The organism is Halococcus sp. PRR34, from assembly GCF_028617175.1.
In the GTDB taxonomy this organism is placed as follows: domain Archaea; phylum Halobacteriota; class Halobacteria; order Halobacteriales; family Halococcaceae; genus Halococcus; species Halococcus salifodinae.
This window is the reverse complement of the sequence record NZ_JAQJDA010000002.1, coordinates 262,547-285,805: the sequence shown is the minus strand read 5'-3', so window position 1 is coordinate 285,805 and position 23,259 is coordinate 262,547. Positions and strand designations below refer to the sequence as shown.

The window sequence follows — 23,259 nt, the reverse complement described above, 5'->3', positions numbered from 1 at the left end:
CCTGCCGTGGCATAACAAAATCGACTGCGGCAAAGACAAACTCTGTTTTGGCTAACCGAAAGTATTTTTCTCGATAGCAATACCTAAGTGGGAGGAGGGTGTAGCTGGGAGTGTAATGAGCGCACAGAAATCCGATTCGCAACTCCAGCAGGAGTTCGGGACCGTCGAGGAATCGCCGGCACTCCGGATCGAAGGCGACCGGGCCGAGCAGATCGTCGACGCGCTGAACGCCGACCTCGCGTCGTCGTACGTGCTGTACCACCAGCTCAAGAAACACCACTGGAACGTCGAAGGCGCAGAGTTCCTCGAAGTCCATCGGTTCCTCGAAGAGGCCTACGAGGCCGTCGAGCACCACTCCGATGTGATCGCCGAGCGCGCCCAGGCGCTCGGAGGCGTCCCGATCGCCGGGCCCGAAGCCCACGCCGAACACAGCTACGTCGAGTTCGAGGGCGAGGACGTCTACGACGTCCGGACGTCGCTCCGCAGCGACATGGAGATGTTCGCCGACATCATCGAGCGGATGCGTGACCACATCGAACTCACGAACAACCTCGGCGACTACACCTCCGAGGAAGTGGTCCGCGGTGCGATCGCCGACTACGAGGAGTACGCCCACCATCTCGAACACTACCTCGAAGACGACACCCTCGTGCTCGACGAGGCGACCCACTGAGACACGGCGATATCGACGACCCGATTTTTCTTTGGTGACGTGCGTCGGCGCGCGCTCGTGTGTGTGAGCAACGAGGCGCGACCAGCGGGAGCGCCTCTAACGCGAACACCAAGCACGGATCGGCGTGCGAGGTCTGCGTGAGCGAAGCGAACGCAGGCCCGTCAGAGCGAAGCTCTGACGGTGGATGAACGGAGTGAGCGACGCGAGCGGAGTGAGTCGACTGGGGAGGCTCGTGGGCAGCTGCGGTGCTGGACGGTTCTCAGATGTACCGGCATCAGTGCGGTCACGAAAGCATCGACGATAGGCCGCAAGAAGGGCCGATAGATCGCAGAAGAAGAGTGATTCCGACGACGATAGTCGAAACGAGCCGAATCGACTCGCGTGTTTACTGCCACAACTCGACGGTCAGATCGGTCGCGATCCAGCCGTCGGTGTTGTCTTTTTCGACGAACACGGTGCGTTCGGGTCGTGTCGAGTGCATCGAAACGGCCGTTTCCGGTGCGGAGGAGTCGGGTTCGGCACGGCCGTCGGAAGTGGAATCGGCGTCGGCGTCCTGTTCGTGGGCGGGGACTGCCATACGAATGCTTAGGCGGGCCTAATTCTAAAAGGGTTTTGGTCGCCCTAGCTCCATCCACGAACGAGCAGCGACCGACCGCGAGCACCCGTGCTTTTCACCGCGCGCCGCCAACGAATCGGTATGAGTGACCGACCGGACGGCGATCGGCGATCCAGCGACGATCGACGGCGCGACCGCGACCGAGGGACTGACCAGGATCTCGGGCGGTTGGCCGGCGATCTCTCGACCACGCTGGACGATCTCCGCGACGAGCTGGAGGGCGAGCGCGGTCCGCCACGGGGGCCGCTCGGGCTGCCGCGGCCGCCGACAGCCGGCGAGCTCGTCCGGTTCACCGACGAGTACACCATCCCCACCGCGATCGCGGTGCTCGAAGCCAACATCCGGCTGCTCGAAGCACTCCAGGGCGTCATCCGGCTGGCTCGCACCGGAGAGGAAGCCAGAGAGCGCGGGCGCGAAATGCGATCGCGGACGGAACGGCTCGGCCGCGACGGTCTCGATCGGCTCGACGACGTGCTCGTGGACCTTCAGGACGCGCTCGACGGCCGTCCCGAAAACCCCGAGGCCAGAACCCTGCTCGACGACGCCCGCGAACTTCGGCGCGAGATCGACGATCGCCTCGACGAGGCCGGAAACGAGGACGGCTCCCGAGCGGACACGACGCGGCCGCGCGGCTCCGCTGACGGCGAGCCTGAGGACGCGGAGTCGGGCGCGACCGACGACCCTGCCGGCGAGAGCGTCACTATCGATGTCGATTCCGAACTCGACTCGATCCGCGACGAGGTCGACGGCGACGACGACGAGGAAGACTCGTAGCGACGGGCGGTCGTCCTGGCTCGAACACTCGCTCTGACAGCCGGCCCCGCAAATTAGACCGGTTCGAACCGATACCCGTCCCAGTCCTGACTCTCGGGCTCGCGGATTCCGGCTTCGGGGTTGCGGAGTTCCGCAGCGTACACCGGCGTGACGTCGTCGCCGATTGCGATCTCGTCGGTCGTGACCTGGCCGAGCGCTCGGACCGTCTCGCCATCGATGTCGAATGCGACGATCGCAAGATGGTTGGGTGCGTCCACGCCGGGCGGCGGCGCGGTGCTCGTCGTCCACGTCACCACCGTCGCGGTATGCTCGCTCAGATCCACGGTTTCGACCGGCTCCGCCCCGCCGGGCCCGATCGTGTGGCCGGGGTACGTGATCGAACCGTCGGCGTACCGAGTCGCTTCCATCGGGGGCGTCTCGCCCGCGTCGGCGTCGCGGTCGGGCGCGCCGTCGTTTTCGTGGCTCATGCGCTCGCCTCCATGATCGTGGTGATGACGCAGTTGCCGAACCCGCCGACGTTGCACGCGAGTCCGACATCGGCGTCGACCTGACGCGGGCCGGCCTCGCCGAGCAGCTGTTTGTAGATCTCGTAGCCCTGTGCGACGCCGCTCGCGCCGAGGGGATGGCCCTTCGACTTCAACCCTCCCGAAGTGTTGATCGGGAGGTCGCCGTCGCGCTCGGTCCGGCCATCCTCGGTCGCGCGCCACGCTTCGCCAGGCTCGGCGAAGCCGAGCCCCTCCATCTGGAGGAACTCGAGGATCGTGAACATGTCGTGGAGTTCGGCAACGTCGATGTCGTCGGGGTCGTACCCGCTCATTTCGTAGGCTTCGCGACCGGATTCGACCACGCCGCCCATGGTGGTAGGATCACTGCGCTCGTGGACCACGTGGGTATCGGTCGCGCCGCCGACGCCCGCGATCACGACGTACTCGTCGGTGTACTCCTTCGCCACGGACTCCGGACAGAACAGGAGCGCCGCGCTCCCGTCGGTGATGGGACAGAAATCGTACAGTCGGAGGGGATCGGCGACGATCGGGCTCTCCAGGACGGTGTCGAGATCGACCTCCTTTCGAAACTGGGCGTGGGGGTTGTCGACGCCGTTTTTGTGGTTCTTGACCGCGACCTTCCCGAGGCTCTCGCGCGGTGCGTCGTACTGATCGAGGTACAGGCGTGCCGTGAGGCCCGCAAAGCTCGGGAGCGTGACACCGTGTTTGTACTCCACAGGATGGGTGAGCGACGCGATGACGTCGGTGGCCTCGCTCGTCGAGCGGTGGGTCATCTTCTCGCCGCCCACCAGCAAGGTCATCTCGCTCGCGCCCGAGGCGATCGACTGCCACGCGGCGTACATCCCGGCCCCACCCGACGAAGAGGTCTGATCGACTCGCTGGGTGTACGCCGGCAGGCAGTCGAGATCGTGAGCGAGCGCGTTCGGGACGCCCGTCATCCCCTCGAACTCGCCGCTCGCCATGTTCGAGACGTAGAGATGTTCGACGGTTTCGGGGCCGACGCCCGCATCGTCGAGACACGCCGCGCCCGCCTCGGCGAGCAGCTCACGCACCCACGCGTCGCGCTGGCCGAACTGGGTCATCGACGCCCCGACGATCGCGACGTTCGTGTTCATTGTTCACGCTGTGACTCCACCGGCGTCGGTATGGGTGTTTCGACGCACGGTCAGAGCTGGATGTTACCGTGCTTTTTCGGGGAACTGTCGACGCGATTGCGGGCGAGCACGTCGAGATCACTCACGAGGCGCTCGCGGGTCTCACCGGGTTCGATCACGCCGTCGACGTACCCGCGTCCGGCCGCCGAGTAGGGGTTCGCGAACTTCTCGCGGTACTCGTCCATCAGCGCCTCGCGAGTCGCTTCGGGATCGTCGGCTGCCTCGATCTCGTCGCCGTAGAGGATGTCGACCGCGCCGCGCGGCCCGAGCACGGCGGTCTCCGCGCCTGGCCACGCGTAGTTCACGTCCGCCCCCAGCAACTTCGAGCTCATCACGATGTACGCGCCGCCGTAGGCCTTCCGGAGGATAACAGTAAGGAGGGGAACGGTCGCCTCGGCGTAGGCGTAGATCAGTTTCGCGCCGTGACGGATGATCCCGTTGTGCTCCTGGTCGGTGCCGGGCATGAACCCGGGCACGTCCACCAACGTCAGGACGGGAACGTTGAACGAATCACAGCACCGAACGAACCGCGCGCCCTTCTGACTCGTCTCGATGTCGAGCGTGCCGGCGTTGACCCGCGGTTGGTTCGCGACCACACCGACCGGCCGGCCGTCGAGGCGTGCGAACCCGGTCACGAGCGAGCGCGCGAACTCGCCGTGAACCTCGAAAAAGGAGTCTGCGTCGACGATCCTCGAAACGACATCCGTCACGTCGTAGGGTTTCCGCGGCTCGTCGGGGACGACCGCGCCGACCTCGCATCGGCGTTCGGGATCGTCCCACGAGTCGACGCGTGGTGGATCCCCGACATTGTTCGCTGGGAGATAGGCGAGCAGTCGTCGGACGTCGTCGAGCGCGTCCTTCTCCGACGCACAGGTCAGGTGTGCGACCCCGCTCTCGGTCGCGTGGGTGTTCGCCCCGCCGAGTTCCGCCATCGAGATCTCCTCGCCGGTGACGGTCTCGATCACGTCCGGCCCGGTGATCATCATGTGAGACGTGTCCTCGACCATCACCGTGAAATCCGTCAGCGCGGGCGAGTAGGTCGCGCCGCCCGCACACGGCCCCATGATCGCCGATATCTGTGGTACCCGTCCGCTCGCCTGGACGTTCCGTTGGAAGATCCGTGCGAAGCCAGCGAGCGAGTCGATTCCCTCCTGAATCCGCGCGCCCGCCGAATCGTTGAGGCCGACGATCGGCGCGCCCGTCTCGATCGCCTCGTCCATCACCGCACAGATCCTGTCGGCGACCGCCTCGCCGATCGATCCGCCGAGGACGGTGAAATCGTGGGCGAACACGAACACGGTGCGGCCGTCGACATCACCATACCCAGTGACGACGCCGTCGCCTGGCACCCCGCGCTCGTCCATGTCGAAGTTCGTCGAGCGGTGTTCGACGAACGTCCCGCGCTCGCGGAACGTCCCGTCGTCGAGGAGGTACTCGATCCGCTCGCGCGCGGTCAGCTTCCCCTTCGCGTGCTGGGCCGCGACCCGCTCCTCGCCACCGCCCGCCTCCGCCGCCGCGCGCCGGCGTCGGAGTTCCTCGATCGGTGTCTCGGTCTCGAAACCGTCCGTCCCGCCGGTAGCCGCGTCGGCGCTATCGGTCGTATCGGCTGGCTCTTCCGTCGCCACGCTACCACTCCATCTCGCTGTTGACTGCGAGGATCTGGCCGGTCATATCGGAGGACTCCTCGTCCACGACGCACCGGTGACCACACACGTTTGGCTTTCAGGTGACATGAACTCTACCGGGAGGCTACATCCCGGGATACCTAAGTGTACTGTCAGCGGGGAATGTTCGAACGATCCACCGAAGCGGAAGGAGAAACTGCGAACGAATGCGAGTCAGTCGTGGTACGCCATCGTTTTGCTCAGTCCGCACCGAGGTCGACCACACTCGTCGGCAGCGTTCGGTACAAGTGTGCGGACGCCCTCGATTCGACGCAACGTATGAACCGAACACGTCTCGGAATTGCCAGTGCAGCCGCCGTCGGTGGTGCGGTGGCACTGTGGAGTGGGTATAGCGTCCTCACGTCCCGATCGGCCGAGCGCGTCGAGTACACCGTCGAACGAACCCTCGACGACCGAACGGAGATCCGACGGTATCCCGAGCTCGTTCGGGTCGAAACGACGGGGTCCTCGAACCGCGAGGCGTTCGGACGGCTCTTCGAGTATCTCCAGGGGGCGAACGAGTCGCGTTCCGCGGTGGCGATGACGGCTCCCGTTCGCACCGATGGGGACGCCGACGGCGAATCGATCGAGATGACATCACCCGTCCGTACCGACGCCGCTCGAACGGACGAGGGTGAATCGGTTTCGATGACGTCACCGGTCCGTACCGAGGACGGGGACGACGGTGTACGGATGGGGTTTTACCTCCCTGCGAAGTACACACCGAACACGGCCCCACGGCCGACCGATGCGGCCATCTCGCTCGCTACAGAGGACCCACGTTCGATCGCAGCACGGCGGTTCTCGTGGTGGGCAACCGACTGGCGAACGGAACGCCAGCGATCCGAACTCCTCGAAACACTCGCCGAATCCGCTGTCACACCTGTCGGTGAGCCGTTCGATCTCGGCTACGATGCGCCAGGGACGCCACCGTTCCTCCGGACGAACGAGGTGGCGGTCGAAGTCACGTGGGAGCGCGAGTGAGGAATTCGCGTTTGACGGGAGTGGGCAACGTGATCTCGAACCGATCCCACCATTCGGTCGACGATTCGTTCTCACCCGCCACATCGGGCGCTCGACGACTGCACACGGACTAGGGGCGCGATTTCGTTCCGGGACAGAGCGCGGCTGCAAGCACAAGATATAGGTGGGGCACGGGTGGTTAGATATAAAATGCGTACTGGTCGGACGTTGAAATATCTAACAAGTATCGCTCTCGCTGTGGCCGTGGTCGGCGCGGTCGCCGTCGGGATGGGTGTACTCGCTGGCGGCGTTGCCGGCCAGGCGAGCGGCCCGTCACAGGCACCCGACCTCCAGTTGGTTGATAACTTTAGACAGAACGAGATAGGGAACGAACCGGCGGTTCTCGTTGACTTCACGTTCGACGAAGCCGTAGAGCGTATGAGTTCGGGCGGGAACTTCGAGCTCGTCCCGATCGATGGCAGTGAAGTCGTTGATGGACAGAACATCGCCAGCAACAACGAGGCGAACACGGTCACCGTCGCGTTCCCCACGTCGGTGAGTCAGGAGGATATCGCCCGTGGTATCGTTCAGCCGAGCACGGTGAAAGTGGCGGGCGAAGGCGGTGAAACCAGCAACCCGCTCCAGACGGCGGACGTTTCCAACGACGGCAACTCCGCTGACCCGGATCTGGTGAACGTCACCGTCAACGAGACCACCAACAGTCTCGTCTACGCGTTCGACGAGCCTGTTAGCGTCAACAGCGACGGCGGGTTCCAGGTTTACGCCGAGAACACCAGCCAGTACGACGGCAGCGTCGCGACCGACTCGCTGGCGACGCCGCGCCTCGTGAACGTGACGGTCGACGGTATCGACGTCTCCGCAGCAGTCGGTGCGTCAGTCACGCAGGGAACGGTCTCGAACCAGACGGATAGCGAGCGAACGAACTCGCCGGACGAGGTCGAAGTGAGCAACGAGTCGGCCCCCGAGTTCAGCCGATGTGGCAACGGTGGCACCACCGACATGGGTGACGGCGGCAGCGCGGACGGCCCGACACAGGCCCCAGATCTCGTCGGCATCGACAACTTCACCTACCGACAGAACCCCGAGGACACCAACTGTCAGACCCTCGTGGAGTTCGACTTCGACGAGCCGGTCAACGTTCAGGGCGGGGCAGGCAACTTCCAGATGGTTCCCAACGACAGCCGGAACTTCCAGAATCAAGTTTTCGACGGCAACAACGAGATCATCGGGCCCACGAACGACACGACGTCGCTGACGGTGCCGTTCGACGGGCGGATCGACCCCGCGACGGTCGTTCGTGGGTTCGTGGATCCGAACACGGTTCGGGTCGCGGGTGAGGGCGACGAGACGGCCAATCCCAAACAGGCAGTCGCCTTCAACAACGACGGCAACTCCGCGAACCCCGACCTCGTCTCGGTCGCCAGAGCCGGCGAGAACGAGCTTCGTTTCACCTTCGACGAGGAGATCAGCGAGATCGGGAGCACGGGGAGTTTCAAGTTCTACTACTCGAACGCGACCGTGCGAAACTCGATGGACGCCACGATAACGGACAACGCGAGCGTGGTGTCGGTGGAGTACGCACCCAAGTTCAACGCTGGCAGCGGTGCAGTCGGGGCCTCCGTGGCCAACGGTGCGGTCATCGGCACCGACACGGACCGTGAGGACGGCGACGTCAACCAGTTCGACGAAGAAACGCTCGAAAACGGAACCGGTCCCGGTCCTGTCGGCGACTTCGAGAACCCGCCGACCGACACCGACGGCGACGGACAGTACGAGGACGTCAACGGCGACGGCCAACTAACTCAGGCCGACGCCCAGGCGCTCTACGACAGCCTCGGCAGCTCGACGGTGCAGAACAACGTCGACGCGTTCGACTTCAACGGCGACGGCAGCGTGACCCAAGCCGACGCCCAGGCACTCTACAACGAGTGGTCGACCGCCAACTGATCGAGAGACTCTACCAAATCGCCACACACCCACATCACCACTCACTATACACCCAATGACGAACTTCCTCGACACACGACGGAAATCGATCCTCAGCCTCGTACTCGCCGTTCTCGTGCTCGGCTCGGCCGGTTCGGCCGTGACGTTCACCGCCAGCGCGGCCGGCAGCACCACCGTCTCGCTCTCACCCGCCGAACAGCAGATCGAACCCGGCGAGACGACGACCTACGAGGTCGTCGTCGAGAACACCGATGGCGGGATCGGCACGACCGACGCGGCCGTCACGCTCGACGACCCGTCCGTTGGAACGATCACCGACCTCTCGATCACCGGCGAGCCGGCGAACCAGAACGTCGCGATCGCCGACGATGGCTCCAGCGTCGACTTCGATGCCATCTACTTCGGCAACGCGTTGTCCGATGACGACAGCGTCGTGATCGCGACGGTCACGGTCGAAGGCACCGCAACGGGGTCGAGCGACCTCTCGCTCGACGTGGCCGAGATCAGCGACAGCGCTGGCGACGTGTACGAAGTGACCGGAACCGACGGTGCGTCGCTCGCCGTTGGCAGTCAAGAGACGACGACCGAAACGGAAACCCCGACCGCCACGCCGACGGCAACCGAGACGGAAACGGCCACCGAGACCAGCACAACCGAAACAACCACCGAGACTGAGACCAGCACAACCGAAACGACCACCGAAACCGAGACCAGCACAACCGAAACGACCACCGAGACTGAGACCACCGCAACCGAAACGACGACCGAGACTGAGACGGAAACGGACACGTCCGAACCAGGAACCACGACGGCCACAGAGACGACTACAGACACGACAACGCCGACTGAAACGCAGACGACAACGCCGACCGAAACGCAGACGACAACCACGCAGACGCCGACTGAAACCACCACGACGGACGAAGAGGAACGAACGCTCGACGCACGATCGATCGCCGACTCACTCTCCGAGAGTGGACTCTCGACCGAACGAATCGAGGGTGTCGGTTCGGCCCTCGATGCGAGCGGCCTCACCGACGAGGAGATCACCGCGATCACCGACGCGCTCGCCGGCGACGGACTGACCGACGCGCAGCGCGAGGCAGTCGCCGACGCCATCGCGAGTGGCGACCTCACTGACGATCAGTTGCGAGCGCTCGCCGACGCGCTGAGCGACGGCCGACTCACGGACGCGGAACGCGACGCGCTCGGCTTCCTCAGTGGTGGAGCGACGGAAGAGACGTACTACCAGATCGACTTCGTGGTCGGTGAGTCGATCGAGAACCTCCAGGGACCGAACGGCACCTATCAGAACGACGAACTCCTCCGGTTCGCCCACGGCAGCACCGCCGAACCGATCACGCGTCGCTCGGAGGGTGAGTTCATCACCGACGCGTCGATGGCCGATCGGATCGAGAGCCGGAACATCACCGTCGAAAACGGCACCGCGACGACCACGTTCACGGTCGACGACGGCGAATCAGTGACACTCACGCTCGCGAGCTACGAGAAGATCGGCCCCGGCTGGAGCCCCGAGACCGAATCCCAGCAGACGTTCGTCGACAGCGAGACACGAACGTTCGAGTCGGGAACGCACACCCTGACCGTCGACCTTCCCGACGAGAACGACGCCAGCGGGGAGGACGAGTCGAACTGACGCTCCAGCCGTAATCGGTGATCGGAAAGCACGCCAATCAGAACACGAGGATCACAGAGACGCCTACCGGTCGCGACTGGTATCGAAGAACCCGTTTTACAGCCGCTCAACGACGTGCGTGATCTACTTCGTCACAACCCGAACGACGATACGGTAGCCGGACCCCATCCAATCGCACAACGACAGTTTCTTTAGGCCGTCCTAAAAAACGAGCGTATCGCAATGACCGCCGACATCTGTGTCATCGTGCCGACGATCCGCGAGTACGAGTGCATGCGATCGTACGCCGAGAACGCAAGACAGCACGGGTTCGATACCGATCGCCTCCACGTGGTGCTCGTGACCGAGGATTTCTGTGAGACCGACGCGATGGCGTCGATGCTCGACGACCTCGACCTCGCGGGCGAGGTCTTCGACGGCACCGCCCGCGAGGAGTGGTACGCCGAACAGGGTGTCGCGGAGTTTTCGCATCTGGTGCCGGCGGCGAGCCACGCCGAGACCAGCTTCGGGCTGCTGTATCTCTGGGCCAACGAGTTCGAGTACGGGATCTTCATCGACGACGACACTCGACCGGACCCCGAAGACGACTTCTTCGGCGGCCACCTCGCGAACCTCGCGTACGAGGGCGAGATCGAGTCGGTCCGCTCGGACGAGCAGTGGGTGAACGTTCTCCACCGGAACGCCGACGACCACGGCCTCTATCCTCGCGGGTATCCCTACTCCGCGATGGACGAAACCGTCGAAACCGAGCGGACGCACGTCGATAGCGTGGTGGCCTCGCAGGGGCTCTGGACCCATGTCCCCGACCTCGACGCGGCCCGCATCCTCGCCGACGGCGATCTGCGCGGGCAGTCGGAAACCCGCCTGTCGCGCGAGGACTTCGGCGAGGACTTCGTCGCAAGCGAGGGCCAGTATCTGACTGTGTGCTCGATGAACCTCGCCTTCCGGCGCGAGGTCGTGCCCACGTTCTACCAGCTCCCGATGGACGACAATCCCTGGAATGTCGGCCGGTTCGACGATATCTGGAGCGGCGTGTTTCTGAAACGAGCCTGTGACGTGCTCGGTACAGAGATCATCACCGGCGGACCGTTGTGTGAACACCACAAGGCCCCGCGCTCGACGTTCGACGATCTCCGCTCGGAGCTCCCCGCGCTCGAATGCAACGAACACCTCTGGGCGATCGTCGACGACGCCGCCGCGGGTGCCGACAGCTACGCCGGAGCGTACGCCGCGATGGCCGACGCGCTCGTCGCGGGCGACTGGGAGGAGTTCGAGAACGGCGAGTTCCTGTCGTACGTCGGCGAACACATGCACGAGTGGCTCGACTGTCTCGAAGAACTCGATCCGGGCTCGGTCGCCACGCGCGCCGCCGCGACCGCCGACGACTGATCCGGAATCAGTTGATCGGCGAGAAAGAAGACGGCGAAACCGAGGTCCACTCCCGACTCGGTATGCACGAGACGATCGAAGTCACGAAACGGGGATAATCCGAAACGGGAACGACAGAGCTTTTAGGCTGTCCTAAATCATATAGGGCAATGACGCGACGAGGTGGCGACGATACCACGGCGAACGGGCGCGACCGAGGACGCGAACACGGCGACTCGTCCGGCGTCGGCCGTCGATGGTTCCTTCGCTCGTCGGGCGCGGCGGCCGGAGCGGCACTGCTCGCCGGCTGTTCGTCGTCCGGTAGTGGGGGCAATGGGAGCGACGGGAACGCGAGCGGTGCGAACGGCTCCGGAAACAGTAGTGCTGGAAACGGCAGCAGCGGAAACGGAACTGGTGGCAACGACAACGCCACCGGCGGGAACACCACCGGCAACGCGACCGCAAGCGGGCCGCTCGGCGTCGAGTCGTTCAGGGGCTCCGGACCGCTCGTCGAGAGTCGTCCACCGCTCGACGGAACGCGAATCGCCGAGCTTCCCGACCTCTCGGGGACGCTGAGTATCTATCTCGGCGGCGGCGAGGGCGGACTGTACACCGAGTTTCTGGATCTCCTCGGACGGATGTATCCGGATTTCAACGTCGAACTTCGCACGGCCTCGTCCGCCCAACTCGCGAACACACTCATCACGGAGGTCAACAGCGGCTCGGCCAACGCCGACGTGTTCTGGGCGGTCGACGTCGGCGCGCTCGGTGTCGTCGCCGACAACGACGCGACCGTGGAGCTTCCCTCCGAGGTCGTGAAGCCGGTGCCCGAGTCGTTCCGTCCCGGCAATCAATGGGTCGGCGTCGCCGGCCGAGCGCGCAGCGTCCCCTTCAACACGGACACGCTGTCGGCGGACCAGATCCCGAACAAGGTACAGAAGTTCACCGACGCCAACCCCCTAGAAGGATCGATGGGCTGGGCACCGACCTACGGCTCCTTCCAGTCGTTCATCACGGCGATGCGGCTGCTCCGCGGCGAACAGGGAACGAAGCAGTGGCTCCAGAGCATGACCCAACAGGGGATTTCGGAGTACCCCGACGAGTTCCTGGTTTCGAACGCCGTCGCGGACGGCGAGCTCGCGGCCGGGTTCGCGAACCACTACTACGCGCTGCGCGTCAAGGCCGCCCGGCCGGACGCGCCGATCGAACTCGCCTTCACGAAGGGCGATGCGGGCGCACTCGTCAATGCCGCCGGCGTCGAGGTCATCAAGGGGACCCAGCGACGTGAACTCGCCAACAACTTCGTTCGGCATCTCCTCACCGCCGAGGCCCAGGAGTTCTTCGCCACCCGGACGTTCGCCTACCCGATGATCCCGGGCGTCCCGCCGGTCGGCGGGCTGCCGACGATCGACGAGCTCAACCCGCCACAGCTGGATCTCGCCAAGCTCTCGAACCTCGAACCCACGCTCACGCTGATGCGCGAAGTCGGAGTCCTCTGAGATGAGTACCTTCGACGCCGGTGGTATCGATATCGACCGCGGGCGGGTGCTCCGAGGCGGGCTCCTGGCGCTCGCCGGGCTCGTCGCGCTCGCGGTCGTCTCGCCGATCGTGTGGCTCGTCGTTCAGGCGTTCGACATGGGCGCGGAAAGCGCGCTCGCGCTGCTCGCCTCGCCATCGACGATCCAGATCGGGATCAACAGCGCGCTGTTGGTCACTGCGGTCACCGTCGGTTCGGTGCTGCTCGGCGTGCCGCTCGCAGTGCTGACGGCCAGAACGGACCTCCCCTTCCGGCGGTTCTGGACGGTCGTGCTGGCGCTGCCGTTGGTCGTGCCGAGCTACATCGGCGCGTTCGCGTTCGTCTCGGCGTTCGGTCCGCGTGGCGTCCTCGCCGATCTGCTCGCGCCGCTCGGAATCGAGTCGATTCCGACCATCTACGGACTCCACGGCACCGTTCTCGTCCTGACGCTGTTCGTCTATCCCTACGTGTTTCTCACGACTCGCGCGGCGCTGCTGTCGTTCGACGCCTCGCAGGTCGAGGCCGCCCGAACGCTGAATCACTCCTACTTTGGTGCCTTTCGCCGCGTCGTCCTGCCACAGATCGCGCCGGGAATCGCCGCCGGCGCGCTGCTGGTCGGGCTGTACGCGCTCTCGGATTTCGGAACGCCCTCGATCATGCATTACGACGTGTTCACCCGCCGGATCTTCGTCGAATACAACGCCTTCGGCCGGGATCGTGCGGCGCTGTTCTCGGTGCTGTTGCTGGGACTCACCGTCGCCATCCTCGGAATCGAATCGCGCCTCTCGCCCGGTGATCAGAACGCCTACGCCGGCGGCCGCCGGGGAAACACCATCTCGCTCGGGGTCTGGACTGGCCCGGCGCTCGCTCTCTGTACACTGGTGGCAACGTTGGGGCTGCTCGTCCCGCTCGGCATCCTTGGGATGTGGCTGTTCCGCGGCGGCCCGGGTTACACCGCCGGCGGGTTCGCCTTCGAGTGGTCCTACGGGCTGAACTCCATCGTCGTCGCAGTGCTCGCGGCGGTCGTCGCGACGCTCGCCGCGCTACCGGTCGGCTATCTCTCCGCACGGACGAACGGGCGACTCGCGAACCTGTTCGATCGAGCGACGTATCTCGGCTACGCCGCACCGGGCATCGTGATCGGCTTTGCCCTCGTCTATTTCGGCGTTCGTTACCTCCCCGGCCTCTACCAGACGCTCCCGCTGTTGATCTTCGCGTACGTCGTGCGCTTTCTCCCGCAGGCGGTCGGCTCCACAAACTCCTCGGTGCTCCACGTCGACCGCTCGCTGCTCGAAGCCGCGCGGACGCTGGGTCATTCCCCGCTCTCGACCTTCCGGCGGGTGACACTCCCGCTGATCGCCCCCGGGGTCGTCGCCGGGGCGGCGCTGGTCTTTCTCACCACGATGAAGGAGCTGCCCGCAACGCTGCTCCTCCATCCCTCGGAGTTCAAGACGCTGGTCACCTACATCTGGCAGGTTCAAGGCGCAGGATATTACGGGGCGGCCGCCGTACCGGCGCTCGTGCTCGTCGCCGTCTCCGGACTCTCGATGCTCGTGATCCTCACACAGGAGGGCGACAATGTCCAGTAAATCCCCAACAGTCGAACCACGATCCGACGAAGCGAACGAGCAGTCCGAGGAGAGCGCAGCCGAGACCGAGGCGACCGTAGCGGCTGATGCGGAAACGACCGAAACGGCCGACGTGGTGCTCGAACTCGCCGACGCGAGCAAGGAGTTCGGGAGAGAAACCGCCGTCACCGATCTCTCGCTTGCGGTCCGTGACGGCGAGCTCCTGACGCTGCTCGGCCCGTCTGGCTGTGGGAAAACGACGACCCTCCGGATGATCGCGGGGCTCGAAACGCCGAGTGCCGGCACGATCACCCTCGACGGCGAGCGTGTCGCCGACGACAGCCACGCCGTCGATCCCGAGGACCGCGACGTCGGCATCGTCTTTCAGGACTTCGCGCTGTTTCCCCACATGACGGTCGCCGAGAACATCGCGTTCGGCCTCACCGACGCCACTGCGGACGAACGCGAGCGCCGCGTCACGGAGCTCCTCGAACTCGTCGGTCTCGAATCGTTCGGCGACCGAACGCCGGATCAGCTCTCGGGAGGACAGAAACAGCGCGTCGCGCTCGCGCGGGCGCTCGCACCGGAACCCGACCTCCTCCTCCTCGACGAGCCGTTTTCGAACCTCGACGTACGGCTCCGCGTCCGGATGCGCGAGGAGGTCCGTCGGATTCTGGACGAAGCGGGTGTCACCGCCGTCTCGGTCACCCACGATCAGGAGGAGGCGATGTCGATCTCCGATCGAGTCGCCGTCCTCAACGACGGCCGTCTCGAACAGGTCGGCCGGCCGGAGAACGTGTTCGAACAGCCCGAGTCGCGGTTCGTTGCGGAGTTCCTCGGCCGTGCGGGATTTCTGTCGGGACGCGTCGAAGAGACGGGCGTTCACACCGGAATCGGGACGTTCGACACCGCGACGCTCCAAGGGCTGACCGAGGAGTACACCGGCACCGACATCGACGTGCTGGTTCGCCCGGACGACCTCGAAGCGGTCCCGGTTGAGGAAAGAGAAGGAAGCGGAGACGGGGACGGGGACGCGGGCGACGGCCGCATCGTTCACCGCCAGTACACCGGGTCCTCGTTCGTCTATCGCGTCGAACTCGACACGGGTGACGTGATCCACTGCGAGCACAACCACACGACCGACATCCGTCTCGATCGGCGCGTGGAGATCGCGTTCGACGCCGACCACACGCTCGCGTGGTATCCCGCCGAGTGATGGACGGCGGACACGTCCGTGAGCGGCTCGACAGACATCGGTTCGGGCTCGCGGCGGCCGGTCTCGCGCTGGTCGGTGCGGTCGTCATCTGGATCGTTTCGACGAGCGTCTTTCCATACCTCTCGCTGAACCACGACGAGGGAGTGTATCTCCAGCAGGCCAGCATGCTGCTCGACGGGCAGCTGTTCCTCGATCCACCAGTACGGGAGGCGTTTCGACCGTGGTTTTTCGTCGATAGCGAACAGGGGCTCTACCCGAAGTACGCCCCCGTGGCGGCGGCGATGTTCGCCGTCGGACAACTGCTCGGTGATTTCCGCCTCGCGCTCGTCGCCATCGCGGCGGCGAACGTCTGGCTGACGGCAGTCGTCGTCAGCGAGGCGTTCCGTCACGAAGGCCGGAAATTCGCCCATGTCGTCGGGCTGCTCGCCGGCGGATTGCTCCTGTTCTCGCCACTCTTCCTCGTCACGTCGTCGGTGTTCCTGGCGTACGCGCCGACGACGGCGTGGAACCTGCTGTTCGCGGCGGCGTATCTCCGGGCCGACCGCACCGGGAGTCGACCGCTGGCGGCGATAGCGGGACTCGCCATCGGCGTCGCCTTCTTTTCGCGGCCCTACACCGCCGTGTTGTTCGCGATACCGTTCGTCGTCCACGCGCTCTGGACGCTTCAGGAGAGTCGTCGCACCGTTTTCAGGAACGTCCTCACCGCTGCCGGCGGCTGTCTCGGAGTGCTCGTCGCGCTCGGATACAACGTCGTCGTCACCGGCGATCCGTTCACCTTCCCCTACGCGGCGTTCGCCCCCCTCGACGGTATCGGGTTCGGAAAGCGGGCGATCCTCGGCCACAGCGAACAGTACACGCCGCAACTCGGGCTGCGAGCCAACGCCCGGGTGCTCGCGGCGTTTTTCGGTCGGTGGGCCGTCGCCGGGGTGCTCGGGACGGTGCTCGCGGCGCTGGGGACGGCGCTGGCGCTTGGCGTTCCGCGAGAGCAACGGAACGCTCGAACGGCGGTGCTCGCCGGCCTGTTCGTGTCGATTCCGGTCGGCAACGTCTTCTTCTGGGGGAACCTGAACGTGCTCGGCGCGCTCGAATCGCCGGGTGACGGGCTGCTCGCGTTTCTGGGACCGTACTACCACTTCGACCTGCTCGTTCCGGTGGCGGCGTTTGCGGCGTACACCGGTGTTCGGGGGACGCTCGGTCTCCGGCGAGCGGCGCGAGACCACCTCGACGCCCGACAGGCCCGGGCGGTCGTCGCGGTCTGCCTGCTCGTTGTGAGCGCGGGGCTCGCGGGCGCAACGGCGACCGCGATCGACGAACCGCTCGACCGCAACCGCAACGTCACCGCCGAGTACGAACGGGCCTACCAGCCGTTCGAAAACCGCTCCGTCGAGAACGCGGTCGTCTTCCTCCCGACGCCGTACGGCGACTGGCTCAGCCATCCGTTCCAGACGCTTCGCAACGACCCCGACTTCGCGGGGGACACCGTCTACGCGGTGGCCGAACGCCAGTTCGCGGTCGTCGACGCCTACCCGAACCGGACGTACTACCGATACGTCTACGAGGGGCTGTGGTCACCGACGAGCGGCGACGCCGCCGACGCCCGCCTCCGTCCCATCGAGGTCCACGAGGGCGACCGCGTCGCACTCGATGGCCGCTTCGGGATTCCAGACTCGCCCGAGAGCGTCTCGGTTCGACTCGCCAACGGGAACGAACAGGCGTACTACGCCGGCTCGCCCGCGAACGGGAGTCTCGATCTCGGCCTCGTTGCCGACGAGCGCGCGCGGCTGACGGGGAACGTCACCGCCGTGAACGGCAGCGCGGTATCCCTCGAGGGCCAGGACTCGCTCACGCTGTCGGTGTTCGTCAACGAAGGTCCTGCTGGCGGGTTCGGCTACCGACTCGTCATGCCGCTCGACGGCGGGAGGAACGGCCTCCGTGTCCTCCCGCCCACGACCGAGGTCTGTCCGGACTTTCGCTGTGGCGGCGGACGCGGCACCGTCGGTGCGACGCCTCCCGGGGTGTTCGTCGAAACAGGGCTGACGACGCGGACGGCGAACGGTTCGGCGACCTCGGAAGGATGACGCTCGCGCCGTCGGATCGGGGCGCTACCGGCGGCGCTCTTCGAGACAGACGTCGACGATCGAGCGCGCGATCGCTGCCCCGCCAGCGAGCGGGTCGAGCGTGGTCTCGCCACGACGCTCGCCGTACTCGATCGGGGTTTCGCGGACGTCGTAGCCGCGTGCGAGCGGTCGGATGAGCAGCTCCGCCGAGAGGCCGGTGTTTTCGGTCCACTCGATCGCATCGATGACCTCGCGTCGGTACGCACGCATCCCGGTGGTGGTGTCGTGGACGCGCTCGCCGAGCAGGACGCTCGCGAGGAGGGCGAACGCGTGGTTGCCGAGGCGGTTGAACGGCGGCATCGTGTCGGCTCCGTGGTACAGTCGATCGCCGCTCACCACGTCGTGGCCCGCGTTGATCGCGTCGAGGAAGTCGGGCAGTCGCTCCATCGGATAAGTGCCGTCGCAGTCGGTCGTCACCACCACGGGACGATCGGCCGCCGCGAGCGCCGCGCTCACCGCGACGCCGTAGCCCTGTGGCTCCTGTTCGACGACGCGCGCGCCGTGTTCGCGCGCGATTTCGGGCGTTCGATCGGTCGAACTATCCACGCAGACGACTTCGGCCGCGCCGTCCGTGGTGTCGTCGATGGCCGCGAGCACGCCACCGACGGCGGCCTCCTCGTTGTACGTTCCCATCACGACGCTCACGTCATCGAAAGTGTACTCCTCGTCTCCCTGGCTGTCCGTATCGGCGATCTGCTGCATCGAACGCCGCTCGGGACCGGCCGTACTTGAACTTTTAGGCTTGCCGAAAAACTGTCGTGCAGTCGGTAGGCGATCGGCGAGTCAGTCCCGTCGGCGTGCGAGTCCGGCCGCCGCGATGAGGGCGATCGCCGCCACGAGCGCCGTCACGATGCCGAATCCGGGACCGAACGCGCCGCTGTTCCCGTCGCCGCCGGTCGTTGTGGCGCTGTCGTTCGCCGCTGTCGTGTCGTCGGCTGCGGAGGAGGTGGCTGTCGCCATCTCGGTCGCGGTCGGGGTGGCCGTCTGGGTCGGGGTTGAGGTTTCAGTGGCGGTCGGCGTTGGGGTTGTGGTCGGTGTCTGTGTCGGGGTCGCCGTCGCCGTGGCGGTCTGGGTCGTGGTCGCCCCCGTCGTTTCAGTCGCCGTCGTTTCAGTGCCCGTCGTTCCGACGTCGGTAGTCTCGTTTGCGGTGCCGTTCGCTTCGGACGTCGGTGTCGGCGTGTACGTCTCGACACCACCACTACAGGTGCCGGGGCTGATCTCCACAGGTTGACTCATGTCGAGTTCGGTGGTGTCGCCCGAACCGGAGCGGAGGATCCAGCGTTCGATCTGGTTGTCCTCGGGGCTGCCGTCCCACTCCTCGAAGGGGTAGGTGTCCGCTTCCTCGTTGAACTGCACGTCGGCGGTGATCGTCCGATACTCCGCACTCCCGAGCCCGCGGAACGCGGCTCCGTCGGTCCGGTTGCCGTTCGAGAACCACTCGATGTGGCTCGACCCGTTCTGGTGCTCGAAGATGTCGTCACGGTTGTTGTAGGTGTCGTCCTCGACGGCCCACTCGCCGTTCGCCGGGAGCCCCGAAACGTCGCCAGTGGCGACGAACCCGCCGCTCTCGTCGCCGAACTGGTCGTGGAGGAAGACGAGACTCAGCCCCTCGCTCCCGCGATAGACGAACATTTGACTGACCTGGCTCTGCTGGATGTCGGTCGTGCCGTAGGAGCTGTAGAGACCTTCCTGATCCGTGACCGGCGAGCGGTAGTCGTAGAACTCCTCGACCGACTGCGAGCCGTCGCCGAGGGCGGTGATCTCGGTACATCTGTCGCCCTGCTGGACGATGAACGTGTCCGAACCGTTTTGCTCCGCACTGTCCTGTGCCGCCGCGGGCACGACGGCGACCACGGAGCCGACGACGACGAGCGCGAGCGCGATGCTCGCGATCCGTAACCGAACGCTAGCACCGCTTCGATCGCGCGTTCCTGCATCTCCACTCATTGCGATGGGCTGCTCGACGCGGACTGATATAAATGCCGTTTGTCCGCCGCCGGGACAGCAGCGAAGCGGCCAGGGCGACGAAGTCAGTCGGATCGGTGGTGACTGCAACGCAGCCGATCAGATCATGCCTTCGGACTGGAGGCGGTCCCAGACGCGCTCGCCCTTGTCGGTGATCCCATACACCCGACCTTTCTTCTGGTCCTCGGAGACCAGCAGCTCGACCATGTCGCGGTCGTCCTCGCGGAGTCCACCGAGCGCGCGCGAGACGTGCGCGATGGCGATGTCCTTGTCCGCGGCGATCCGCGATGGCGTCGCCGGGCCCTCCGCCAGTCGTTCGAGCACGTCCACCCGGTACTGCGACCGGATCACGTAGCTTACCGTATCCCAATCCTCTGCCATTGCAGTCACCCCGTTGATAGCGACTACTCGCTGGAGGAATATAACGAGTGCGTATCGTTTACTTCCATATACATAGCTTTTGCAGTAGTAACGGTATCGTACCAACCAGTGTCAGGGCGTGAACGGAGCGGCTCGACCCCGCAGTCGCCGAACGACGCCGAGAAACCACGGATAGCCAAATTTTTAGGAGTCTGTTCGGTAGTAGTCCCAACGGTGTCCCGCGACCCGCTCACCGGCAACGATACAACGATCGAACGCTACGACAGCGACGCGTCGGGACTCCGCGGACTGCCGGGCGATCTCCTCGTCCTCGTCCTGTACACCGTGGTCGCGGGCGGACTGATCGCGATCGTCGGCGGCCTTCCGACGGTTGTTCGCGCCGTTCTCGGTCTTCCGCTACTGTTGATCGTCCCGGGCTACGCGCTGGTGGCGGCGCTGTTTCCCGGACGGCCGTCACGGACGGCCGATCGGAGTAATTCGCTCTCGCGGCTCTCCCAACGCTACGACAGCGCGCGCTCGATCCAAGAACGCGGCGTTCGCTGGGGCGAGCGACTCGCGCTATCCTTTGGTCTCAGCCTGTTCATCGCGCCGCTGCTCGCGCTCGCTATCGATCTGGGTGCCACGCTGCTCGGCACCGGCTCGCCGTACCGAACCGGACCGATCGTCGGGATCGTGGTGGTGTTCTCTCTGGTGTTCGCGATCGCCGGGATCGTCCGCCGGCTCCGCCTCCCGCGCTCGGAACGGTTCGCGGTGCCGGTCGGCTACTGGATCGACGATTTCGCCGACGGGCTCTCGGGCTCGCCGGCCGACGTGCTGCTCAACGCCGTGTTGATCCTCAGTATCCTCGTCGCCGCCGTGAGCATGAGCTACGCGCTCACAGTGCCGAAAGACGGCGAGACCACCACCAACGTGGCACTCCTGAGCGAGGGTGACGATAGCGGACTCGAAACCGTCCACGAAAACGTCACGCTCACCGCTGGTGAGGCGAGCCAACCGTACACACTCGAAGTACAGAATCACGAAGGGAAAGCGACGAACTACACGGTGGTGGCCCAACTCCAGCGGCTCAACGACGCCGGCGAGGTCGTCGGCCGGAGCGAGCTCACGCGGTTCAGATCGCCGACCGTCCCCGAAAACCGGACGTGGCAGCGCCAGCACCGAATCACCCCGGACGTGGCCGGCGAGCGCCTCCAGCTCACCTATCTCCTCTACGAGGGCGATCCGCCACAGAACCCCACCACTCGCAACGCCGACGTGACCACGCATCTGTCGGTCGACATCGTCGGCAGCGGCGGAGCCGGCAGTGCCGGTGGCGGAGGCGGTTCCGGGGGCGGCGGTGGTAGCGGTGCCGGGGGTGGCGGCGGAGGCGGTACTGGCGGTAACGGCAGCGGTGGTGGCGGCGGAGGCGGTAACGGCAGCGGCAGCGGCGGTGGCGGCTGAACGCCATGTTCCCGTGGGAACATCTCGCGGTCGGCTACCTGTGTTACTCGCTGTTCGCCCACCTCCGGGGCCGCACACCGAACGGCCCCGCAACGCTGGCGGTCGTCGTCGGGACGCAGTTCCCCGATCTCGTCGACAAGCCGCTGTCGTGGGCGCTCGACGTGCTGCCCGCCGGCGTGTTCGCCCACTCGCTGTTCGTCGCCATCCCCCTGGCCGCGCTCGTGCTCGTCGTCGGATGGCGCATCGGTCGAACCGAGCCCGCGATCGCGTTCACGGTGGGCTATCTCACACACCTCCCCGGAGATGTTCTCCCATCGATCGTTCTCGGCGGCGATGCGTCCTACTGGTTCCTGTTCTGGCCCGCAGTCGCCCGACCCGGCGTGGACGTATCGAACCCGATCGTCGGACCCGGCGCGGGAGCGGGCATACTGACGAACGCGTGGTACTACTTCCAGGATTACCTCGGCCAGCTGGCCAGTCCGAAGGGATTGCTGTTCGTCGCGGTCGAACTCCTCGTGCTCGGAAGCGTCCTCCTGCTCTGGTTCCGTGATGGCCGGCCGGGAACCGGGCTGTTCGCCCGCCTCGTCGGCCGCCGTTCGTCGCGTCACTGATCGTCGAAAAACGATCGAGAACAGTCAGCAGCGACGCCACGACCGCGACACAACGCGGCCGCAGCCGCGCAGATCCAACAGAAGGCGGAGGGACGCTTAGCGAAGGCGGAGATACGCTTCGCGTGCGACCTGGAGCGCCGGCCCCGCGCGTTCGGCCTGGTGGTAGGTGCGGAGTTCGGGATTGAACTTCGCCTTGTACCCGTTGAGTCGCCGCGAGTTCGCCCCGACGAGATCGTAGCCGTCGATGTCCCTGTCTATGGCGTCCCGCATGATGTGCCAGTCGACCAGATCGTTCGCGGCCACGTCAGCGTCGTGTTTCGCGCCGCCCTGCCACCGGTAGATGATGTCGTCGTCCTCCAGCGTGATCATCCCGCCGACGAACCGGCCGTCGACCCGACAGACGTACGCCCGGACACAGCCGTCGGGCAGGCGCTCGCGGAGGTCGATCACGAACGCCGGCGTGACGGCGTAGTACTCGTCCTGAGCGTCGTAGCGCCGGGAAACCTGGGTCACGATCCGGCGGATCGCGTCCTCGCCGCCCTCCTCGATCGTACAGTGTTCAGGAGCACCGTTCTTGACGTTGCTCCGGGCGTCGCTGCTGAAGCGTTTCAGGAGATCGTCCGCACCCGGCGTGAGATCGACCCGATAGGAGTAGTTCGGTGAGGCTTCCAGCCCGTTCCATCCCAGGGGTCGGAAGTCGTCGTATCGAGGATCGGTGTTGAGATGGACGTAGCGCGGATCACATGCCCGATCGAGCCACTCGAAACACCCATCGATGAACTTCTCGTGGCGGCGCTCGCGCTTGCGCTGTTTCAGCTTCTCGACGTTGCACAGCGCCGGGCCGAGATAGGGAACCAGGAGATCTGGCGGCGGTGAGAACACCGTCGAAACCCCCATGCGCTCGATCTCGAAGATCGGGAAGATCCCCACAGGTTCCTGGCCCTTGAATCCGATCAAGGGGTGGAGATCGGCGTTCGCGTGGTCGGCCATCGTTTCGAGACTTCCCAGCCGATGGAAGGGGTTGGCGTGGGGCGATCGCTCCACGTAGCGGTTCCAGTCGTCCAGTTCGTCGTCGGTCGCTTTCGTGATCTCGATGCTCATA

General features: G+C 65.5%; 20 protein-coding genes. 12 read left to right on the top strand and 8 right to left on the bottom strand.

Annotated features, from left to right (window positions below):
- Positions 1-115: 115 nt before the first annotated feature.
- Positions 116-673 carry a DNA starvation/stationary phase protection protein DpsA gene (dpsA, locus tag PHA81_RS04695; protein ID WP_005044687.1) on the top strand — a complete coding sequence of 186 codons (558 nt, stop codon included), beginning with the start codon at positions 116-118 and terminating at the stop codon, positions 671-673.
- A 385-nt stretch (positions 674-1,058) separates the two neighbouring features.
- Here dpsA and PHA81_RS04690 read toward each other — a convergent pair whose 3' ends face one another.
- Positions 1,059-1,250 (bottom strand): hypothetical protein, encoded by a 192-nt coding sequence (locus tag PHA81_RS04690; protein ID WP_005044685.1) that lies wholly within the window; start codon positions 1,248-1,250, stop codon positions 1,059-1,061.
- A 120-nt stretch (positions 1,251-1,370) separates the two neighbouring features.
- Between PHA81_RS04690 and PHA81_RS04685 the strand changes: the two genes are divergently transcribed.
- A complete protein-coding gene (locus tag PHA81_RS04685; protein ID WP_005044683.1) occupies positions 1,371-2,063 on the top strand; it encodes a hypothetical protein in 693 nt (230 codons plus the stop codon).
- Positions 2,064-2,116: 53 nt separating this feature from the next.
- On the opposite strand, the gene PHA81_RS04680 is transcribed toward PHA81_RS04685, so the two are convergent.
- The 3 genes from PHA81_RS04680 to PHA81_RS04670 are packed head-to-tail and all read right to left on the bottom strand — an operon-like array spanning position 2,117 to position 5,264.
- On the bottom strand, positions 2,117-2,530 hold the full coding sequence (locus PHA81_RS04680; RefSeq protein ID WP_005044682.1) for an OB-fold domain-containing protein: 414 nt from the start codon (positions 2,528-2,530) through the stop codon (positions 2,117-2,119).
- Complete coding sequence (locus PHA81_RS04675) at positions 2,527-3,684, bottom strand: acetyl-CoA acetyltransferase (protein ID WP_005044680.1); 1,158 nt, start codon at positions 3,682-3,684, stop codon at positions 2,527-2,529. The genes PHA81_RS04680 and PHA81_RS04675 overlap by 4 nt, the downstream gene beginning before the upstream one ends.
- A gap of 50 nt (positions 3,685-3,734) precedes the next feature.
- Entirely contained in the window at positions 3,735-5,264 is a 1,530-nt protein-coding gene (locus PHA81_RS04670) for an acyl-CoA carboxylase subunit beta (protein WP_193790523.1), read from the bottom strand.
- 402 nt (positions 5,265-5,666) lie between these two features.
- Between PHA81_RS04670 and PHA81_RS04665 the strand changes: the two genes are divergently transcribed.
- From PHA81_RS04665 to PHA81_RS04630, 8 genes are all read left to right on the top strand, one after another.
- A complete protein-coding gene (locus tag PHA81_RS04665) occupies positions 5,667-6,371 on the top strand; it encodes a heme-binding protein (protein WP_049910279.1) in 705 nt (234 codons plus the stop codon).
- Positions 6,372-6,608: 237 nt separating this feature from the next.
- The gene (locus PHA81_RS04660) at positions 6,609-8,318 is read left to right on the top strand and encodes a dockerin type I domain-containing protein (protein WP_005044675.1); all 1,710 of its coding nucleotides are present in this window, start codon (positions 6,609-6,611) and stop codon (positions 8,316-8,318) included.
- A 55-nt stretch (positions 8,319-8,373) separates the two neighbouring features.
- A complete protein-coding gene (locus PHA81_RS04655) occupies positions 8,374-9,975 on the top strand; it encodes a hypothetical protein (RefSeq protein ID WP_273835492.1) in 1,602 nt (533 codons plus the stop codon).
- Positions 9,976-10,197: 222 nt separating this feature from the next.
- Positions 10,198-11,364 (top strand): alpha-1,4-glucan-protein synthase, encoded by a 1,167-nt coding sequence (locus PHA81_RS04650; protein ID WP_005044671.1) that lies wholly within the window; start codon positions 10,198-10,200, stop codon positions 11,362-11,364.
- A 149-nt stretch (positions 11,365-11,513) separates the two neighbouring features.
- Positions 11,514-12,842: an extracellular solute-binding protein gene (locus PHA81_RS04645; protein ID WP_005044669.1), complete on the top strand. Its 1,329-nt coding sequence runs from the start codon at positions 11,514-11,516 to the stop codon at positions 12,840-12,842.
- 1 nt (position 12,843) lies between these two features.
- Positions 12,844-14,448 (top strand): iron ABC transporter permease, encoded by a 1,605-nt coding sequence (locus tag PHA81_RS04640; RefSeq protein ID WP_005044668.1) that lies wholly within the window; start codon positions 12,844-12,846, stop codon positions 14,446-14,448.
- Positions 14,438-15,643 (top strand): ABC transporter ATP-binding protein, encoded by a 1,206-nt coding sequence (locus tag PHA81_RS04635; RefSeq protein ID WP_005044666.1) that lies wholly within the window; start codon positions 14,438-14,440, stop codon positions 15,641-15,643. Before PHA81_RS04640 ends, PHA81_RS04635 begins: the two co-directional genes overlap by 11 nt.
- A complete protein-coding gene (locus PHA81_RS04630; RefSeq protein WP_273835485.1) occupies positions 15,625-17,721 on the top strand; it encodes a hypothetical protein in 2,097 nt (698 codons plus the stop codon). Before PHA81_RS04635 ends, PHA81_RS04630 begins: the two co-directional genes overlap by 19 nt.
- 24 nt (positions 17,722-17,745) lie before the next feature.
- Here PHA81_RS04630 and PHA81_RS04625 read toward each other — a convergent pair whose 3' ends face one another.
- The 3 genes from PHA81_RS04625 to PHA81_RS04615 all read right to left on the bottom strand — a co-directional run bounded on the left by PHA81_RS04625 (position 17,746) and on the right by PHA81_RS04615 (position 20,106).
- The gene (locus tag PHA81_RS04625; protein ID WP_005044662.1) at positions 17,746-18,462 is read right to left on the bottom strand and encodes a dolichyl-phosphate hexose transferase; all 717 of its coding nucleotides are present in this window, start codon (positions 18,460-18,462) and stop codon (positions 17,746-17,748) included.
- A gap of 81 nt (positions 18,463-18,543) precedes the next feature.
- Positions 18,544-19,707 (bottom strand): hypothetical protein, encoded by a 1,164-nt coding sequence (locus tag PHA81_RS04620; protein ID WP_005044661.1) that lies wholly within the window; start codon positions 19,705-19,707, stop codon positions 18,544-18,546.
- Between the two features lie 117 nt (positions 19,708-19,824).
- Positions 19,825-20,106 carry a winged helix-turn-helix domain-containing protein gene (locus PHA81_RS04615; protein WP_005044659.1) on the bottom strand — a complete coding sequence of 94 codons (282 nt, stop codon included), beginning with the start codon at positions 20,104-20,106 and terminating at the stop codon, positions 19,825-19,827.
- Positions 20,107-20,319: 213 nt separating this feature from the next.
- Between PHA81_RS04615 and PHA81_RS04610 the strand changes: the two genes are divergently transcribed.
- Both PHA81_RS04610 and PHA81_RS04605 read left to right on the top strand, forming a co-directional pair.
- Positions 20,320-21,546: a DUF1616 domain-containing protein gene (locus PHA81_RS04610; protein WP_005044657.1), complete on the top strand. Its 1,227-nt coding sequence runs from the start codon at positions 20,320-20,322 to the stop codon at positions 21,544-21,546.
- A 5-nt stretch (positions 21,547-21,551) separates the two neighbouring features.
- On the top strand, positions 21,552-22,157 hold the full coding sequence (locus PHA81_RS04605) for a metal-dependent hydrolase (protein WP_005044656.1): 606 nt from the start codon (positions 21,552-21,554) through the stop codon (positions 22,155-22,157).
- A 96-nt stretch (positions 22,158-22,253) separates the two neighbouring features.
- Here the strand turns inward: PHA81_RS04605 and PHA81_RS04600 are convergent, their stop codons facing one another.
- Entirely contained in the window at positions 22,254-23,258 is a 1,005-nt protein-coding gene (locus tag PHA81_RS04600) for a GNAT family N-acetyltransferase (protein ID WP_005044655.1), read from the bottom strand.
- Position 23,259 lies beyond the last annotated feature (1 nt).

Excerpts from the sequence above, each read along its gene's own strand:
- PHA81_RS04655 (WP_273835492.1), top strand. The coding sequence starts at position 8,374 with ATGACGAACTTCCTCGACACACGACGGAAATCGATCCTCAGCCTCGTA.
- PHA81_RS04640 (WP_005044668.1), top strand. The coding sequence starts at position 12,844 with ATGAGTACCTTCGACGCCGGTGGTATCGATATCGACCGCGGGCGGGTG.
- PHA81_RS04645 (WP_005044669.1), top strand. The coding sequence starts at position 11,514 with ATGACGCGACGAGGTGGCGACGATACCACGGCGAACGGGCGCGACCGA.
- PHA81_RS04625 (WP_005044662.1), bottom strand. The coding sequence starts at position 18,462 with ATGCAGCAGATCGCCGATACGGACAGCCAGGGAGACGAGGAGTACACT.
- PHA81_RS04600 (WP_005044655.1), bottom strand. The coding sequence starts at position 23,258 with ATGAGCATCGAGATCACGAAAGCGACCGACGACGAACTGGACGACTGG.
- PHA81_RS04680 (WP_005044682.1), bottom strand. The coding sequence starts at position 2,530 with ATGAGCCACGAAAACGACGGCGCGCCCGACCGCGACGCCGACGCGGGC.
- PHA81_RS04635 (WP_005044666.1), top strand. The coding sequence starts at position 14,438 with ATGTCCAGTAAATCCCCAACAGTCGAACCACGATCCGACGAAGCGAAC.
- PHA81_RS04620 (WP_005044661.1), bottom strand. The coding sequence starts at position 19,707 with ATGAGTGGAGATGCAGGAACGCGCGATCGAAGCGGTGCTAGCGTTCGG.
- dpsA (WP_005044687.1), top strand. The coding sequence starts at position 116 with ATGAGCGCACAGAAATCCGATTCGCAACTCCAGCAGGAGTTCGGGACC.
- PHA81_RS04675 (WP_005044680.1), bottom strand. The coding sequence starts at position 3,684 with ATGAACACGAACGTCGCGATCGTCGGGGCGTCGATGACCCAGTTCGGC.
- PHA81_RS04685 (WP_005044683.1), top strand. The coding sequence starts at position 1,371 with ATGAGTGACCGACCGGACGGCGATCGGCGATCCAGCGACGATCGACGG.
- PHA81_RS04665 (WP_049910279.1), top strand. The coding sequence starts at position 5,667 with ATGAACCGAACACGTCTCGGAATTGCCAGTGCAGCCGCCGTCGGTGGT.
- PHA81_RS04605 (WP_005044656.1), top strand. The coding sequence starts at position 21,552 with ATGTTCCCGTGGGAACATCTCGCGGTCGGCTACCTGTGTTACTCGCTG.
- PHA81_RS04690 (WP_005044685.1), bottom strand. The coding sequence starts at position 1,250 with ATGGCAGTCCCCGCCCACGAACAGGACGCCGACGCCGATTCCACTTCC.
- PHA81_RS04615 (WP_005044659.1), bottom strand. The coding sequence starts at position 20,106 with ATGGCAGAGGATTGGGATACGGTAAGCTACGTGATCCGGTCGCAGTAC.
- PHA81_RS04650 (WP_005044671.1), top strand. The coding sequence starts at position 10,198 with ATGACCGCCGACATCTGTGTCATCGTGCCGACGATCCGCGAGTACGAG.